This is a genomic window from Acinetobacter sp. 148 (assembly GCF_031196675.1).
GTDB lineage: Bacteria > Pseudomonadota > Gammaproteobacteria > Pseudomonadales > Moraxellaceae > Acinetobacter > Acinetobacter baumannii.
Genome location: NZ_JAVIMT010000085.1, coordinates 211,800 through 227,923, shown reverse-complemented (window position 1 = coordinate 227,923; position 16,124 = coordinate 211,800). Strand labels below are relative to the sequence as shown.

Annotated in this window: 17 protein-coding genes; 7 read left to right on the top strand and 10 right to left on the bottom strand. The window is 36.4% G+C overall.

The genetic code is table 11. The features are described from left to right. Positions 1-430 precede the first annotated feature (430 nt). The 4 genes from RFX69_RS16450 to RFX69_RS16435 all read right to left on the bottom strand — a co-directional run bounded on the left by RFX69_RS16450 (position 431) and on the right by RFX69_RS16435 (position 5,383). The gene (locus RFX69_RS16450) at positions 431-1,450 is read right to left on the bottom strand and encodes a fimbrial protein (RefSeq protein ID WP_002133498.1); all 1,020 of its coding nucleotides are present in this window, start codon (positions 1,448-1,450) and stop codon (positions 431-433) included. Then, on the bottom strand, positions 1,447-3,984 hold the full coding sequence (locus RFX69_RS16445) for a fimbria/pilus outer membrane usher protein (RefSeq protein WP_168650283.1): 2,538 nt from the start codon (positions 3,982-3,984) through the stop codon (positions 1,447-1,449). The genes RFX69_RS16450 and RFX69_RS16445 overlap by 4 nt, the downstream gene beginning before the upstream one ends. A gap of 51 nt (positions 3,985-4,035) precedes the next feature. Beyond that, positions 4,036-4,776, bottom strand: a complete 741-nt coding sequence (locus RFX69_RS16440) for a molecular chaperone (RefSeq protein WP_032034499.1) — start codon at positions 4,774-4,776, stop codon at positions 4,036-4,038. 70 nt (positions 4,777-4,846) lie between these two features. Further along, complete coding sequence (locus RFX69_RS16435; protein ID WP_000713424.1) at positions 4,847-5,383, bottom strand: fimbrial protein; 537 nt, start codon at positions 5,381-5,383, stop codon at positions 4,847-4,849. A gap of 445 nt (positions 5,384-5,828) precedes the next feature. On the opposite strand from RFX69_RS16435, the gene RFX69_RS16430 reads away from it, so the two are divergent. After that, positions 5,829-6,179 carry a hypothetical protein gene (locus RFX69_RS16430; RefSeq protein WP_001061891.1) on the top strand — a complete coding sequence of 117 codons (351 nt, stop codon included), beginning with the start codon at positions 5,829-5,831 and terminating at the stop codon, positions 6,177-6,179. A 63-nt stretch (positions 6,180-6,242) separates the two neighbouring features. Then, on the top strand, positions 6,243-6,455 hold the full coding sequence (locus RFX69_RS16425) for a hypothetical protein (protein ID WP_000030993.1): 213 nt from the start codon (positions 6,243-6,245) through the stop codon (positions 6,453-6,455). A 46-nt stretch (positions 6,456-6,501) separates the two neighbouring features. Here RFX69_RS16425 and bioB read toward each other — a convergent pair whose 3' ends face one another. Further along, positions 6,502-7,491 carry a biotin synthase BioB gene (gene bioB / locus RFX69_RS16420; protein WP_000175360.1) on the bottom strand — a complete coding sequence of 330 codons (990 nt, stop codon included), beginning with the start codon at positions 7,489-7,491 and terminating at the stop codon, positions 6,502-6,504. Between the two features lie 99 nt (positions 7,492-7,590). Then, on the bottom strand, positions 7,591-8,679 hold the full coding sequence (queG, locus tag RFX69_RS16415) for a tRNA epoxyqueuosine(34) reductase QueG (protein WP_000204462.1): 1,089 nt from the start codon (positions 8,677-8,679) through the stop codon (positions 7,591-7,593). 28 nt (positions 8,680-8,707) lie between these two features. Here queG and RFX69_RS16410 point away from each other — a divergent pair, with 28 nt between their 5' ends. Then, entirely contained in the window at positions 8,708-10,168 is a 1,461-nt protein-coding gene (locus RFX69_RS16410; RefSeq protein WP_289332443.1) for an NAD(P)H-hydrate dehydratase, read from the top strand. 11 nt (positions 10,169-10,179) lie between these two features. On the opposite strand, the gene ruvC is transcribed toward RFX69_RS16410, so the two are convergent. Beyond that, the gene (ruvC, locus tag RFX69_RS16405; protein WP_001128330.1) at positions 10,180-10,725 is read right to left on the bottom strand and encodes a crossover junction endodeoxyribonuclease RuvC; all 546 of its coding nucleotides are present in this window, start codon (positions 10,723-10,725) and stop codon (positions 10,180-10,182) included. A 229-nt stretch (positions 10,726-10,954) separates the two neighbouring features. Here ruvC and RFX69_RS16400 point away from each other — a divergent pair, with 229 nt between their 5' ends. Together RFX69_RS16400 and RFX69_RS16395 are read left to right on the top strand one after the other, a co-directional pair. Beyond that, complete coding sequence (locus tag RFX69_RS16400) at positions 10,955-11,548, top strand: helix-turn-helix domain-containing protein (protein ID WP_000340963.1); 594 nt, start codon at positions 10,955-10,957, stop codon at positions 11,546-11,548. Beyond that, complete coding sequence (locus RFX69_RS16395; RefSeq protein WP_289332444.1) at positions 11,545-12,090, top strand: GNAT family N-acetyltransferase; 546 nt, start codon at positions 11,545-11,547, stop codon at positions 12,088-12,090. The genes RFX69_RS16400 and RFX69_RS16395 overlap by 4 nt, the downstream gene beginning before the upstream one ends. 69 nt (positions 12,091-12,159) lie before the next feature. Here RFX69_RS16395 and RFX69_RS16390 read toward each other — a convergent pair whose 3' ends face one another. Next, positions 12,160-12,984: an OXA-51 family carbapenem-hydrolyzing class D beta-lactamase OXA-67 gene (locus tag RFX69_RS16390; protein ID WP_063864529.1), complete on the bottom strand. Its 825-nt coding sequence runs from the start codon at positions 12,982-12,984 to the stop codon at positions 12,160-12,162. A 398-nt stretch (positions 12,985-13,382) separates the two neighbouring features. On the opposite strand from RFX69_RS16390, the gene RFX69_RS16385 reads away from it, so the two are divergent. After that, a complete protein-coding gene (locus RFX69_RS16385) occupies positions 13,383-13,943 on the top strand; it encodes an FxsA family protein (protein WP_001050731.1) in 561 nt (186 codons plus the stop codon). Between the two features lie 63 nt (positions 13,944-14,006). Here RFX69_RS16385 and RFX69_RS16380 read toward each other — a convergent pair whose 3' ends face one another. Next, positions 14,007-14,192, bottom strand: a complete 186-nt coding sequence (locus RFX69_RS16380) for a hypothetical protein (protein WP_000192618.1) — start codon at positions 14,190-14,192, stop codon at positions 14,007-14,009. Between the two features lie 258 nt (positions 14,193-14,450). On the opposite strand from RFX69_RS16380, the gene RFX69_RS16375 reads away from it, so the two are divergent. Then, the gene (locus tag RFX69_RS16375) at positions 14,451-14,699 is read left to right on the top strand and encodes a hypothetical protein (RefSeq protein ID WP_000966850.1); all 249 of its coding nucleotides are present in this window, start codon (positions 14,451-14,453) and stop codon (positions 14,697-14,699) included. Positions 14,700-14,822: 123 nt separating this feature from the next. Here the strand turns inward: RFX69_RS16375 and metK are convergent, their stop codons facing one another. After that, complete coding sequence (gene metK, locus RFX69_RS16370; protein ID WP_001209544.1) at positions 14,823-15,989, bottom strand: methionine adenosyltransferase; 1,167 nt, start codon at positions 15,987-15,989, stop codon at positions 14,823-14,825. Between the last annotated feature and the right edge of the window lie 135 nt (positions 15,990-16,124).

The window sequence follows — 16,124 nt, the reverse complement described above, 5'->3', positions numbered from 1 at the left end:
GTACTTTTTAATTTTACTATACATTCGTATATATAAAATTTATGTTTTTTGAATTAATAGAATGATAATTCTTTAGAAAGCCTGTAAAATAGAAATTGCAAACTTTATTTTTAATTTATTTTTATTTAAAATTAAGGGGTTAAATAAATTTATCAAACTTTTGTTAAAAAAAAGACTTGATATTTAAGCTAAATTTTGAAATTATAGTCATGCAAATTGTGATCTATTTCCCACAATTTGTATTTCAGGTTAAGTGGTTATCACTAATGCTCATTAGCTTTTTTCGCTTATGAGCATTTTTTTAATTTATTTATTAGTAAAATTTAAAAAATAATGTGTGTGATCATTTGACTTTTTTAGTATTAATTAAAAATTATTCATTCTATAAAGCCCACTACTTACTACTAAGCTCTAGCGCTCAGAAGAAATACTAATCATATTGGATCGTTACTGTTGCATTAGCTTTGACTTCACCGGCTGTTACATTCGAAGCAGTTTGATAATAACGCGCCGTTAAAGGAATATCGTACTGTACTGTCTGGTTAGAACTTACTGTACCAATATCTAGTTTATTTCCTTTTCGAATAGGATTGTTCGCGCCATTCATATTCCATAACAATTCAACACCAACTCCGTTCGCTTTAGTTGAGTCAGCAGCACTGTTATTAATAACCTGACTATTTGAAGTATCAGAAATGTAGTCAAAGCTTAAACTCAGTGTATTACTCGTTGGTACACCCGAGTTATTTTCCCCACCATTACAAAGAATCGATAAATTAAAGTTTTTCTCACCTTGAGTTGATCCAATGGCTCTAAAACCTGACTTCATCACAGTGGGAAGCTGAACAACCGTATCTATACCGTTTTGAATTTCACAAGAAGATGATGCAATAAGAATAGGGGAGCTGCTCAATACTGTAGTTGTTAAGAAAGGACGATTTTGTTGTCCTGTTACATAATAGGTACTGTAACGACCAGCAACTAATGCACCTGAACCTGTAGTTGCAGCAGTTTTAATCACTTCCATGACAAAATATCCTGGTGAAAGCGTATATGTTGTATTAGGAGTCAAGGTACGTTTATAAGGGTAATATCCAGAAAAATCTGTAGAGTCGAATGCCTCTCTATAAAGTCGAATACCTATACCCGGAATATTGGTTGCATACACATTATTTCCAATCGAGCTAACAGGATAGTTTAATGGAAGTGCCGCTGTAATTTGGTCACTGGCACGGTTGCAAGTTGCAGTAGAATTATTGGGTGAAATAGTAAAAGTATTCTTTTGGAGAACTGTTCCGATTGGATCGGTCGGGCGTACTACAATAGTCCCAATCGTCATTGGAATATCGACTGTGGTAAAGCCCTTGCTTAAAGTACAGTTGGCATAGGTTTGGTTATAAATAAAAAAACTAGTAATGAGTAAACCGCTCTTTATAAGCATTTTTTTCATTTGCAGACTGCCTCTGTCATAATAATTAATTGTTTTTCCTGTAAGATTTTTGATTGAATGTCATAATCAAGTTGACATTCTTCACTATTACTTTGTCCCCATTTCACATAAAGATGATCTTGAGTTAGGGGAGTACGTAAATAAATCCGGCTACCTTGGGCTACCATTCCGACTATTTCATTGTTTTGATTAAAAACTTGTGCTGCAAATGGCAAATGGCCGCCATTAGGTGTTTGGGTGCTAATAAAAACTGCATATCCCGTTTTTGTTGAAAAGTTAACTTTAGTGATTGATCCTGCATACGGGGCAATACGATGACTTGTTTCCGTAAGTTCAACAGTTGATGGCATCCCTTGAGGGTCAAGGCTAATGTCATTTAAGCGATAGGGGGTTACATAAGGAATGACAGCATAACCTTGTTTATTAATGCTTAGACCAGAGGTATTGCCGACTCGAGCACCAGTTGCTTGAGGCGCATATACCAATACCATGGTCTGTACTTGGTCTGGGCCAAATAAAATACCTTGTGAGTGAGCGACCAAGCTTCCATTTAAATTGATCATTTCTTGTTGGTATGTATCGGACTGACCAAAAGAAGCGCCTATAGTTGTATAGTTAGTACGGTAGGTGCCATTAATATTTAGGCTTGTCTGTCCTTGATCTTGATATGAAATTGATGAGCCATAATCAAAGCGGTTTCCGATATAACCACTCATTCCTAAAGTTCGGCTATCTTCTGAAATAGAACTATTAAAATTAACGGTATTTTTTTTAAATTGAAGTGGAAAAGATAAAGACAACAAATATTGAGTTTCATGACCAGAATTTTGATTTTCTTGGTCAAGCTCATGAGTAATTGCAGAAATACTGTAAGTCAGATCTTTAAATTGATTGCTATATCCAAATTGGAATTGTTGATTACGATTAGGCTGGTTCCAATAATTAATCCACGAGCCTACTAAATAAAAATTACCCCATTGATTTGGAAGGCCTTGGTTTAATGTGATCTGAAATTCACTTTTTTGTTTCCCCACGGAAAAGCTATCAATATCTTGTTGTTGCAAGTCTCGAATTAAAATTGAATCGCGTAATTTCAAATAATTTTCTGTGGAATATTTATACGTAGCTAAAGTTAAATTGGTGTTGGTTGAAGTAAATAGTCGGTTATAACTTAAACGATAACTTCGTCCTTTAAGGGTGGGCTTTTGTTCGAACTCAGCTGACGACTGAGTTGCATCAAATGAAATTGCACCGATTGGGGTTGCAAATGCGCTACCTATTAAAAAAGACTGGTAGTTTTCAGTTGCCTGAAAGCCTGTATAGCTTGTTAAATAGTTATTGATACCTCTTTGATATTTACCTTGCACTAGCCATGGTTTTAGATTGATATTGGCATCTCTAAAATGTCCCAAAGTAAAAGAATATCGGCTCATTTTAGGTCTTAGCATCTCAATGACAGAAGCATAAGGAATAGAAAACTTTTGAATTTCTCCATTTGTTTCATATATAGAGACTTGTAATTCGCCACCGAAGCCTGTGGGATAAAGATCATTAATTTCAAAACTTCCGGGTGTAACAGTCGTTTGATAAATTAAATTTCCTTGCTGACGTACCTCTACTTTTGCATTGGTTTTGGCATAACCTCGAATTTGGGGAGCATATCCGAGCATACTGTTAGGAAGCATGCGGTCATCACTTGATATGTTAATCCCACGATAAGGTAGGGCATCAAAAAAATTATTATTGGTAAAATAATCACCTAAAGTAACAACACTATTGAGCTTGGGAAAAGCCTTTTGGGCATATGTATTATTTGATGTGTAGGAAGAAACCTTTTCTTGTATTTCATTATGATCTTGCCATTTCCACTGCCCAGTATGGCGTAATTGCCAATCATAGAGATTTAGACCAACATTTGTACCCATAAACGCATGATTTGTTTCATGGTTATTATTTACAATACGATAGGCAGAAGCATTGTATGCAAAAAAAGCTGCATTTATACCACGGTCCCATAAACGTGGGTCGACATACCCTTGAGCATTCTTTTGTAAAGCAACTTGTGGTATTGAAATATCAAGTCTCAGACGAGAAGTATCAAATTGATAAAAAGCATCGTTAACCCACTTGTCTAAGTCATTACAGGTAAGGGTGCTACTTACTTCATGATGAAGAATTTCTGGTTTAACTCCATATTCTAAAAGCATATCTGGGGTAAAACAGGTCTTTGCATTCTCATTCGAATGAGTGCTTTTAAAAACAAACTTTCGTTTTCCTAACCACTGCCCATTAATATAGACGTCAAGACTATATTCACCCGGTAAAATAGGATTGCCGTACTTAAATCGACCAATATCAATTTTCTGTGCATTTCCCACTAAAAAATTAGTATCAAAGTCAGCTTTTAAAATATTTTCCCTATTCATATTGTCTGATGCATATACAGTTAAGGGGATATTAATTGCGAGACTCAATACTAAATAATATGTAGTGCGCTTTTTAAAGCATATACTGGATATGAACCATTCTGACATCGTCTTTATGCCTGTTCATGAGTAGGTGTTTAAATTAAAAAGTAGGTAAGCTTAGAACCTTATTACTTGTTCAATTCTTCCACCATAATCATTTATATAAACAAAGCTCATATTTGTTATATTGCTATTTTTAAGTTTTATTTGATCTTCTGAAAAAGGAGAAAGCATTAAACCCTGTTTTAATAAATCTGTTTTTTGATGATTTATTTCTTGAAAAACTGAGCTTATTGTAATGTAAAAGGGAGTAGGGTTTTTAATAAGCAAGTTTTCACCATTTTTTACCCACTGAATTTTTTCACTTAATGTATTAATATTTTCTTCTAGACTTACTGGTCGATAAAAGAACTTAATTCGTGAACGTATCGCTAATTGAAGAAAATTATTGGTTAATACTTCATTATTTTCTTGTTTTTTACCTTCCGGCCTTGGTGGTATATCTAATACATTAAGCCAAAATACACTTTCTTTATTTTGGTTTAATTGAGAAGCATTAGGTAGTGCAGTAATTCGTAAAGTTTGCCCTTTAGAGGGTTCTACTCTTGAAATAGGTGGTGTAATGATAAAAGGGACATTCGCTTCATCGGGAGTTGATTTAGCGTTTCCATCATCAATCCAAGCTTGAACCAAGGAAGGTGCTGTACCGTTATTGCTGAGTTGTAAGTTTACTTCTCGAGCATCTGATGGATAGATTACACGTGTACCATGAAGTACTATTTCGGCATGCCCTATAGTAGCAATTAATGCTTGAAGACAAGCCATTCCCCAAAAAAATTTACGACCACGAAAAAGCATGAGTCATATTCTCAATAATAAATAATAGATGAGATATAGCTTCTATTTAAAAATAGAAGCTGGTTTTAATTTATTGATAAATAATCGTGTATTTCACTTGTGACGTTACAGTACCTGCTGTAGATGCTCCAGTTGCATAATATTCAGCATAATAGTTAAGATCGGCATTCCCCCCAGCAGAAACATTTACCCATTGTGAGTTATCTTGTGCACCAGAAGCACCTTTCGCAATTACAGGAATTACTGCATTGTTGCTACCCAATAATTGGATGTTGACATTGGCAGCTGCACCAGAGGTAGCTTGGTTCAATAGTCGACCAGTATTAAAATCAACTGTTGCGCCTGGTTCAAAATAAGTCGCGACTTTACCAACTGAAGCACAATTCGTTAAATTGATTTGAAAAGGTGTACGACCAGCAACATCGCCCGCATTTTTCAAAGATTGAGATGATACTGTTGGTAAATTTACAGTAAGATTTTTATCACCAGTATCAATCGTACACGTATTATCAGTTACTAAACCATTAATAGTGATCGTACCATCAGCTGCTTGTGCTGCTGCAATATTAAAAAGAGAACTAGCCGCAATAAAAATAAATTTTTTCATAAAATCCCCAGAATATTCAATAAATATCGCTTTATTACTCTTCAGTGCTTTTATTCTGATCAAGTAATGCGGTTGAAATATAGCACCTTTCAAGTAAAAAACAAGAATAACATTATATTTTTATGTATTTTGATTGGTTATTTTTTATTGATAAATGCGGTTTTTATTTTAATTTATACCATATGGTAAAATATCATGAAATTATTTTATTTGAATTAATTTGATAATAATTTTCATTTAAGTTTTTTAATTTTTAAGAATTGATTTTTTTATTGTAATTTTATATAAATTATATATTTTTGGATAAATTAACTGGTTGATTTTTATTATTAAAATTAATTTTTATATATCGTGTAAATATATTTATTTTTTTAAGAAAATTTTAAGGTTTAATTCCTAGTGTTTTAGTTGTAATTCAATAAAAGATCATCTGGAGTTTGGTTCCATGAACAACATGAAATACACGTATAAACCGAATTATTTTTTCTTTGCTCATAAATTAGTCTTGTTTTTAAAAGACTATTTACTCAAACATCCTACTGAACAGAACACGACGTTTAATTTACAAACAATTTATGATGTCTTTAGCCACGATCTAGCCTCTAGCACAACAAATCTAGAAGGTATTCTAAACATTGCGGATGAGTATGTTTTAGAAACAGAAGAGGGCCTTTTACCATTGATTAGTAGCCACTCAATCAATTTAAAGAATCATGTACTTTCTTTAGAGTTTTCACCTAAAGCGTTAACAAGCTTATTGTCGGGGCGTTCATTAGTGAATCCGAAGGCTGCTTAGATTTTCTTTTAAGGTAGAATGAACTCATATAGAATTCATAAAATTTATTTTTAAGAGTTATTTATGAGTAAAGACTTTAAAGCCTTAACTTATATTGCGGATGATAATATAGCAGATACAGTGACTTGGCTCTTACATCATCAAGATGTTTTTGAAACTTTTCACTTTGATGTATTGAGCCAAGAATTATCGGTTACCCATGCGGCAGGTAGGGATATTATTCGAGTTGGAACCTTTCTGAATGCTACTTATGGCATATTAGTCACTTCTGTATAAATGAAAAAAAGCCCTGAATGATCAGGGCTTTTCAATTTTGATGAGGTTAAGCACTCATCGCATCTACTGATAAATCAGAAACAGTTGGTTTTGGCTTTTCAGCTGTTAACCCTAATTTATTAAATAATGCTTGGTCTTTACCTTCACCTGCATTTGGCGTCGTAAGTAATTTATCACCAGAGAACAGAGAATTTGCACCCGCCATAAATGCTAAAGCTTGATCTGAGTCACTTAAAGATTCACGACCAGCAGATAAACGAATATAACTATGCGGCATAATGATACGTGCTACCGCAATAGTACGAATCCATTCAATAACATCTAGTTTTTCAACATCAGCTAATGGTGTACCTTCAATTGGAACAAGCATGTTGATTGGCACAGATTCTGGATGAATAGGTAAGGTTGCTAACTCATGTAACAAACCAATGCGATCTTCACGGCTTTCACCTAAACCAACAATACCACCACTACATACTTTCATACCAGCTTGACGTACATAATCTAAAGTATTCAAACGGTCATCAAAAGTACGTGTGCTGATGATGTGGGAATAATACTCGCGAGAAGTATCAAGGTTATGGTTGTAATAGTCTAAACCAGCATCTTTTAGGCGTTCTGCTTGTGATTGATTAAGCATACCTAAAGTCATACAGGTTTCCATACCTAATGCTTTAACTTCACGTACCATTTCTAAAACATAAGGCATATCGCGCTCATGAGGGTTACGCCAAGCAGCACCCATACAAAAACGAGATGAACCTGAATCTTTTGCAGCTTTTGCTTCGCTAATTACTTTTTCAACAGCAATACGTTTTTCTGCTTCTAATTTTGAATCGTAATGTGCAGATTGAGAGCAATATTTGCAATCTTCAGGACATTTACCCGTTTTAATAGATAAAAGGGTGCTGACCTGAATTGTATTGGCAGTGAAGTGCTCACGGTGTACTTGTTGAGCCTTAAAAACTAAATCCAAAAAAGGTTGTTCATATAGAGCTTGGATTTCTTCACGAGTCCAATCATTACGTAGAGTCATTGTCATATCCATGATGATGGCATTAATTCACTGTACATAATCATACAGAATTCGTATTAAAGCTATAGGGCAAAAAACATCATTTTTTTAATTTGATAGCTAAAGTTGATTAAGTTGCTGTTCAATTGCCCAATCAATATGCACATTGACGATTTCGTCATGTAAACTTTTGCCTTTGTTTAGCTGATCTACAATTTCTTTTGAGTACGGTGCGTTGCCTAAACCGATAGCAATATTACGTTTGAAGGATTGATAACCTGTACGTCGTATTGGGCTGCCTTCTGTATTGGCTAAAAAAGTAGCTTCGTCCCACTGCCAAATATCAAGCAGACTAATATTATCTAAACCATGTCTAGGATTGAAATCGGGAATAGACGCTGTTTTAGCAAAACTATTCCACGGGCAAATTAATTGGCAGTCATCACAACCAAATATCCGGTTACCAATGCCTGCACGTAATTCTTCTGCAATGATTCCTTTATATTCGATGGTGAGATAAGCAATACAGCGTCTAGCATCTAACATATAAGGTTCGACAATCGCTTGTGTCGGGCAAATATCAATACACGCACTACAAGAACCGCAGTGAGAAGTAGCAGGTTCATCAAAAGGTAAGTCGAGTGATGTAAATAGTTCACCTAAGACAAAGAATGAACCCGACTTTTTATGAATGAGTAAAGTATGCTTACCTGTCCAGCCCATTCCAGCACTTTCAGCTAATGATTTCTCAAAAATAGGTGCCGAGTCTGCAAAAGGGCGGGATTCAAAATCTCCCACTTTTTCACGGATACGTGTGGCTAACGTTTTTAATCTGCCACGCATCACCTTATGGTAATCACGACCACGAGCATAACGGGCAATAATCGCAGAGTTTGGTTCGAAGGGTACATATCGTGGTTTTGGTGATTCCACCAAATAATTCATACGTACGCAAATAATACTTTTTGTTCCTGGCACCAATAAAGTTGGATCTGCTCGCTTTTCCAGATTTTCTTCTAAATAGGTCATATCTGCATGATAACCACGTTCAAGGTATTCTAAAAAACGTGGCATTTGCTCTTGAGCATCTGGTTTGGCAATGACACAATCAGCAAAACCCAAGTCTAATGCTTGAGCTTTGATCCATGCTTTTAATTCATGTGGATCAATTTGTTGCACTGCAATGCGTGATGTGTTGGAAGATGTCATAAACCGAAAAATGCAAGAGGATAAGAATATGCAGGCGGTAGTTTACCATAGCCAAGATATCCAGGCATGGGAGCAACGTTGGTTTGCTGCGCAAAACTCCTCATTAGGCCTAATGCAACAAGCAGCTTGGTCAATCACTCAACAACTCATTGTACTTTTTCAAAAACAAAATTTTAAGAATATTGCTGTTTGGTGCGGACAGGGCAATAACGCAGGTGATGGATATTTTATAGCGAGTTATTTAAAACAGACTGGATTCCATGTAGAGATATTTGCGGCTGAGTTGGGCGAGTCAGCTGATTTACACCACGCTGTCCATTTTGCTAAAGCAAATCATGTTCAAATACACCAAGGTTTTGAGATCAACGGGACATTTGATTGTCATATTGATGCATTGTTTAGGATTGGTTTAAACCGTGAATTAAACGGTTATTGGCAACACGCTATTCAACAATTTAATGGGCAAGCTGGGCTAAAAATTTCGATTGATATACCAAGTGGTTTACATGCAAATACTGGCTCTACCTTATCTTGTGCAATACGGGCTGATCATACATTTACTGTTTTAGGCCTTAAAGCAGGATTATTTACAGGCCAAGGCAAAGAATATGCAGGACAAATTCATTTAATTAATTTAATACCAATAGACCAAGAGCTGAAACCTCTTGCTTACTTGACGCCAACACATATCAAACTTCCTAAACGTTTGGCTTTTGGACATAAAGGAAGTTATGGGCATGTTTTGGTGATAGGTGGACATGAGCAAATGGGTGGGGCTGTTATTATGGCTGCTGAAGCTGCTTTTCATGCGGGTGCAGGCAAAGTGACAGTGGTTTGTCATAGCAACCACCATCAGGCTATTTTGTCGCGAGCTCCTAATATTATGCTTCGTGATATTAATGATTTCGATGAAAACGGTATTAAAGAAATTTTATCTCAGGTTGATGCAGTATGTTTCGGAATGGGATTAGGCCGTGATGAGTGGGCACACCAAATCTATCAACAGTGGTTTAATTATTTAAATCAGACTTCACATTTAGAAGTTGTATTAGATGCAGATGCCCTATGGTTTCTCGCAAAGCAGCCTGAAAAATTGAGTTTACATATTTATGCAACACCTCATCCGGGGGAGGCCGCTACATTACTTGGTTGTTCTACTTGGCAAATTGAAAATGACAGAATTGCTGCGATTTATGCGTTGCAGCAAAAATATGCAGGCCAGTGGGTGCTTAAAGGAGCAGGCAGCTTAATTTTAGAAGATAACTTGTATATTTGTACCCAAGGTAATGCAGGTATGGGAACTGGTGGAATGGGAGATGTGTTGGCGGGCATGATTGCAAGCTTAAAAGCCCAGTTCCACAAAGCAGTTACCCTACATGAGATCGTAACTCTCCATGCTCAGGCAGGTGACCAACTTGCCAAACAAGGCATGCGCGGTTTACAAGCTTATGAGATGAATCAAGCAATTACTCAAGTAGTAAATCAATAAACAATAAAACTTTAGCGTCTACGGCTACTAGAGCGACTTCGTCCACGAGCCATACCACCTAAGGCATTCAAGACGGTTAGTTTGCTCATACTTCCTGAAGCGTGGGCATGACAAATTGCAGCAGCAAGAGCATCGGCTGCATCGGCTTGAGGTTTAATGGTCAGGTTAAGTAAACGCATCACCATCATTTGTACTTGTTCTTTATCGGCAGCACCATATCCCACTACAGACTGTTTAATCTGGCGTGCAGTATATTCTGCAACTTGTAAATCTAAATTCACTAAAGCGGCTATAGCAGCTCCACGGGCTTGACCAAGTTTTAAGGCAGAGTCGGGGTTCTGTGCCATAAAGACTTGCTCGACCGCAGCTTCAGTAGGACCATGAAATTTCACAATTCGTTCAACACCAGCAAAAATACGCTTCAAGCGCTCTGGCATCTCTTGAGTTTCCGTTCGGATTGTACCGGCATCAACAAAACGTAGTTTACTACCATCTTTTTCAATGATTCCGTAACCTGTTAAGCGTGAACCTGGATCAATTCCAATAATCAATGGCATGTGAAGACTTACTTAAATAGTTTAGAGGGTATTGTTACATAGCCAAATCGGTTCTGCATGAGTAATTTAAAGAATGCTGCTATGAATGGTTATTTTTCGGTTTTTAATCCTAAAGATTTATATTGTCCACCCAATTTTCCATATATTCATAATGAAGAGTTTGAAATCATTTGATGTAATTCTATTTTAATGGAATACTTATCTATAATGATGGAATTGAGCTTCTTTAATGGATGATATCAATATAAGGATTGCACATCGAATACGAGAGCTGCGTTTAGCACGTGGATATACTTTAGATGTATTAGCTGCCCGTTGCCAAGTTAGCCGTTCAGCTATTTCTTTAATTGAAAGAGGAGAAACGAGTCCTACGGCAGTTGTTCTTGAAAAACTAGCAAATGGTCTTGAAGTACCTTTAACTCAAATTTTTACGAATGAAGCTGGGAATTCATCATCTCAACCGCTTATTCGTCGGAATGAACAAGCTGAGTGGCGAGATCCGGAAACTGGCTATATACGCCGTACAGTTTCACCTCCGAACTTAAAATTACCCTTCCAGATTGTTGAAATTGAATTTCCGCCTCATTCTCGAATTACTTATGAAACTAATGAAAGCTCTAGAGTGGTACAGCAGCAGCTTTGGGTCGTTGAAGGGAAAATTGAAATTCAATTAGGTGAAACTTCTTATGCATTAGGTCAAGGGGATTGCTTGGCAATGCAATTAGATCAACCTGTCATATACAGTAATCATTCAGCTCAAGTTGCTCGTTATATTTTAGTCGTTTCTAATCAACTGGTGCCCGCTCTTAAGGAATCTTTATGAACTATTCCCTCGATTCTAATTTCCGTTTAATTGATTGTAATGAAGCAGAGCATGCGGTAGCAATATTAGAAATTCTAAATGATGCGATTGTTAACTCTACCGCATTGTATGACTATGTTCCCCGTTCACTTGATTCAATGAAAACATGGTTTTCGGTAAAAAGAGAAAATGGTTTCCCTGTCATTGGGGTAGTAGATGAGTTAGGTAAGTTATTAGGATTTGCTAGTTGGGGAACATTTAGAGCGTTTCCAGCTTATAAATATACGGTTGAGCATAGTATCTATATTCATCATGAACATCGTGGCTGTGGTCTAAGTAAAGTTTTAATGCAAGCGTTAATTCAACGTGCTCAACAGGCTCAACTTCATGTGCTCATTGGTTGTATTGATGCGACAAATCAAGCCAGTATAGGCCTTCATGAGAAAATGGGCTTTACCCACGCTGGTACTTTTAAACAAGTGGGCTTTAAATTTGGGCAATGGCTTGACGCTGCTTTTTACCAATTAATTTTGAATACTCCATTTGAACCAATGGATGGATAGATTAGCAGTTTTAAAATAGCAATGGCCCAGATCATAATGGTAAAAAGTGAACTGGGCTATAAACTAACTCTATAAAATACCTAATTGTTCTAAACTTTTATAAGTAATCTCTTTTCGAACAGAGCTAGGTATTCCTTTTTTCATTTCTAAGTTAAGGGAGAACGCTACAATATTTCCTTGAGGCTGAACAACCCATCCAGTTAACCAGCCTACTTGTGGGTCTACATCCCATCCCCAACCACTTTTTGCGTATATTTTATTTCCATTCTTTTCTTCTATGAATAACATGGATTGCACTTCATCTTGGACTTTTAGGCTAAATGGAAGCGTTTTATTAGCTAGCTTGTAAGCAAACTGTGCCTCTTGCTGAGGAGTAATTTTTAAAGGACCCACCAGCCAAAAATTATCGACTTGGGTACCGATATCTGCATTGCCATAACCAACACGCTTCACTTCCTTAGACATGAGTTCAAGTCCAATACGACGAGCTAAATCTTGATAAACCGGAATAGCGGAAGCTTTCATAGCATCACCTAGGGTCATGTCCTTTTCCCATTCTGGGAACAGCCTTTTTTGCCCGTCCCACTTAAATATTTCTGTGGTGGTTGCCTTATGGTGCTCAAGGCCGATCAAAGCATTAAGCATTTTGAAGGTCGAAGCAGGTACATACTCGGTCGAAGCACGAGCAAGATCATTACCATAGCTTTGTTGAGTTTGGCCTTGTTGGATAACTAAAACACCCGTAGTGTGTGCTTCGTTAAATAAATTTTTAATTTTCTCTGCTTTTTCATCAGATTTTGAAGTGCTGTGATTTGGATTAGCAGTCACTATATAAGGTGAGCAGGCTGAAATAAAAATAGTGCTTGTTATAAGTAAGAGTGCTTTAATGTTCATAAGACTTATAAAATTGAATTTGAAGTTTAGCTAATTAATGTAACTTGAGTAGATCAATTATTAGATATCAAAAATGTAAGTTAAATTTTATAGAAAAGCTGCTAATAGATAAAAGCATCGGCCAATTCATGAAAAAATTGAAATCTTGTAGAAAAAACACTTGATAAAGTTGATATAGCACTCATTAATAATAGTGTATGACTGTTTTATTAAGTTAGAATCAGTCTTATTTATAGTATTGCAGAAACTTAGTTTAGCTATGATTTTAGGTTACAACAAAAACATTGTCTAAGCTTTGCAACTAAATTTAATCCATGGTTTCAAATGAAAAATGGATGAGTTTAGTTAAGTAGTAACAACTGCAATGAATTTTCTTTTTGAGATAGATAAAGTTTTACATGAATTTACTTCTTATTGTGGTTCTGGGCGCGATTGTTGAAATTGCCGTATGGATTGGCGTAGCACAGTTCATCAGTGGATGGTATGTGTTTTTCTGGTTCATTATTGCTTTCTTTATTGGTCTAACGCTTATTCGTAATAGTACGGCTGGTATTATGCCGCAATTACAACAAATGCAGATGACTGGACAATTGGGTAATGATCCGACTGTGACTAAAAAATTAGCTTATGCTTTTGCTGGTTTTTTATTAATGTTGCCAGGTCTGGTATCGGATGTATTAGCGCTCTTAATTCTTATTCCGGGCGTCCAAACTGCGTTTCGTAATATTGCAATGAGAACACTGGCAAAACGTCAGCAAGCCATGATGAACAAAATGATGGGCGGCATGGGTGGTGCAGGTGCTGGTCAAAACCCATTTGCAGATTTAATGCGTCAAATGCAGGATATGCAGAATCAACAAGGTGGTGGTAGCCAATATCATGATTCAAGTGTTATTGATGGCGAAGCGAGAGAAGTTACTCCAGACCACAAGAAAATTGAGCATAAAAATAAAAATTAATTAATCCATTATACAAAAAGGGCCTAAATCTAAAAGTTTTAGGCCCTTTTTAATTTATAACAGTTAATCATCTGAAGTTTCAGCAGTACCTGCTTTTGCTTGAATCATCTCGCTTTGATTATCTTGGAGTTTAGTTTGAGGTTGATACTTTTTTGAAGGCAGAGCTACTTGCTTGTTTTCAGATTGTTGATATTTTCGGCTTCTATTGGCTCTTTCACGAAAGCCACCTTTATTAATGAGCTGTGTCATAAATTCGCCTAGAAAATAAAATATATTTCTATTTTAACAAATTCAACAAAATATCAAAATAAGAAAAATAGTGCTAAAAAAATAATATTTAGTCTATCTCTTTGTATAAATTAAATATTTGAAATTTGAACGGATTGTTCATTCAGATTGAATTATCTTTTCATTTCACATAGGATAAATATAAAGGATGTATAAATTTAAAAATGTAGCAAACCTATTAAAACAACAACGGTTGAAGTGAGGGAAGGAGGGTTACCTATGCTATATCAATATCATTGTGCTTGTTGCGACAAAGTTGTGGCATCCACTGATAAATCATGTCCATATTGCGGTTCACACCATATTCGTAGTCCATATGGCCTATGGATGTTTTGCGTGATGGCTTGTCTAGCAGTTGTTGTCGTATTCAAAGTTGTTCATCTTTATATCCAGAATCATCAAGATACACCTGTGCAATCGACTCTGTTAGATGTATTAAATGAAGGTGATAAGAGCACAAAACAATAATATTGCTTAATACTCACTACATGCCTTTAAATAATGTATGTTGAAGGGGCTGTTATTTAATTTTAATCAAATACAAAAATAATAAAAAAGCCCGCTAAAGAGCGGGCTTTTAATATAATCAGCTTAAAGGCCTGCGGCATCTTTAAGTGCTTCAACTTTATCAGTTTTTTCCCATGTAAATGCAGTATCTGAACCTTCACGACCAAAGTGGCCGTAAGCAGCTGTTTGTTTATACATAGGTTGAATTAAGTTAAGCATGCGAGTAATACCAAACGGACGTAAATCGAAATGTTCACGTACTAACTGGATAATTAACTCATCAGAAACTTTTGCAGTACCAAAAGTATTGATTGAAATAGACGTTGGCTCTGCAACACCAATTGCATAACTCACCTGAATTTCACATTTGTCCGCAAGACCAGCAGCAACAATATTTTTAGCTACATAACGACCAGCATACGCAGCTGAACGGTCTACTTTAGATGGATCTTTACCAGAGAATGCACCACCGCCGTGACGAGCCATACCGCCATAAGTATCAACGATGATTTTACGGCCAGTTAAACCACAGTCACCCACAGGCCCACCGATAACAAACATACCAGTCGGGTTAATGTGGAATTTAGTTGCTGCATGGAACATTTCAGCAGGAATGATCGGTTTAATAATTTCTTCAATTACAGCTTCTTTAAGCTGAGTTTGAGTAATTTCAGGATCATGCTGTGTAGAAAGTACTACTGCGTCTAAACGTACAGGTTTGCCATTTTCATAAGCAAAAGTTACCTGACTTTTTGCATCTGGACGTAACCATGGTAATGCGCCTGAACGACGAAGTTCAGCTTGGCGTTCCATTAAACGGTGAGCATAAGAAATAGGGGCTGGCATAAGCACGTCGGTTTCACGACTTGCATAACCAAACATTAAACCTTGGTCTCCAGCACCTTGATCTTCAGGTTTTTGTCGGTCTACACCTTGTGCAATCTCTGGTGATTGTTTACCAATCATGTTGATTACAGCACAAGTTGAACCATCAAAGCCTAAATCTGAATGGTGATAGCCGATACCGTTAACAGTTTGGCGAACAACAGCTTCTACATCAATATTCGCAGTTGTTGTGATTTCACCTGCAAGTACAACAGCGCCTGTTTTTACCAGTGTTTCACAAGCAACACGTGCGTATGGGTCTTCTTTTAAGATTGCATCCAAAATAGCGTCGCTAATTTGGTCGGCCATTTTATCGGGATGACCTTCGCTTACAGATTCCGAGGTAAAAACAGCGTACTCGCGCATGAAAGTCCTATCTTGGTTATTTCAAAAAGACATAATATGTTACATCGACTTGAGCTTGAGGACCAGTTCATACTGACTAAAAAGCATGAATTTCTTTCATTTCTACTATGTTTTAATTGATATGTGTATCAGGGA

Coding starts and splice junctions, on each gene's coding strand:
- RFX69_RS16450 (WP_002133498.1), bottom strand. CDS start 1,450: ATGAAAAAAATGCTTATAAAGAGCGGTTTACTCATTACTAGTTTTTTT.
- RFX69_RS16445 (WP_168650283.1), bottom strand. CDS start 3,984: ATGTCAGAATGGTTCATATCCAGTATATGCTTTAAAAAGCGCACTACA.
- RFX69_RS16440 (WP_032034499.1), bottom strand. CDS start 4,776: ATGCTTTTTCGTGGTCGTAAATTTTTTTGGGGAATGGCTTGTCTTCAA.
- RFX69_RS16435 (WP_000713424.1), bottom strand. CDS start 5,383: ATGAAAAAATTTATTTTTATTGCGGCTAGTTCTCTTTTTAATATTGCA.
- RFX69_RS16430 (WP_001061891.1), top strand. CDS start 5,829: ATGAACAACATGAAATACACGTATAAACCGAATTATTTTTTCTTTGCT.
- RFX69_RS16425 (WP_000030993.1), top strand. CDS start 6,243: ATGAGTAAAGACTTTAAAGCCTTAACTTATATTGCGGATGATAATATA.
- bioB (WP_000175360.1), bottom strand. CDS start 7,491: ATGACTCTACGTAATGATTGGACTCGTGAAGAAATCCAAGCTCTATAT.
- queG (WP_000204462.1), bottom strand. CDS start 8,679: ATGACATCTTCCAACACATCACGCATTGCAGTGCAACAAATTGATCCA.
- RFX69_RS16410 (WP_289332443.1), top strand. CDS start 8,708: ATGCAGGCGGTAGTTTACCATAGCCAAGATATCCAGGCATGGGAGCAA.
- ruvC (WP_001128330.1), bottom strand. CDS start 10,725: ATGCCATTGATTATTGGAATTGATCCAGGTTCACGCTTAACAGGTTAC.
- RFX69_RS16400 (WP_000340963.1), top strand. CDS start 10,955: ATGGATGATATCAATATAAGGATTGCACATCGAATACGAGAGCTGCGT.
- RFX69_RS16395 (WP_289332444.1), top strand. CDS start 11,545: ATGAACTATTCCCTCGATTCTAATTTCCGTTTAATTGATTGTAATGAA.
- RFX69_RS16390 (WP_063864529.1), bottom strand. CDS start 12,984: ATGAACATTAAAGCACTCTTACTTATAACAAGCACTATTTTTATTTCA.
- RFX69_RS16385 (WP_001050731.1), top strand. CDS start 13,383: ATGAATTTACTTCTTATTGTGGTTCTGGGCGCGATTGTTGAAATTGCC.
- RFX69_RS16380 (WP_000192618.1), bottom strand. CDS start 14,192: ATGACACAGCTCATTAATAAAGGTGGCTTTCGTGAAAGAGCCAATAGA.
- RFX69_RS16375 (WP_000966850.1), top strand. CDS start 14,451: ATGCTATATCAATATCATTGTGCTTGTTGCGACAAAGTTGTGGCATCC.
- metK (WP_001209544.1), bottom strand. CDS start 15,989: ATGCGCGAGTACGCTGTTTTTACCTCGGAATCTGTAAGCGAAGGTCAT.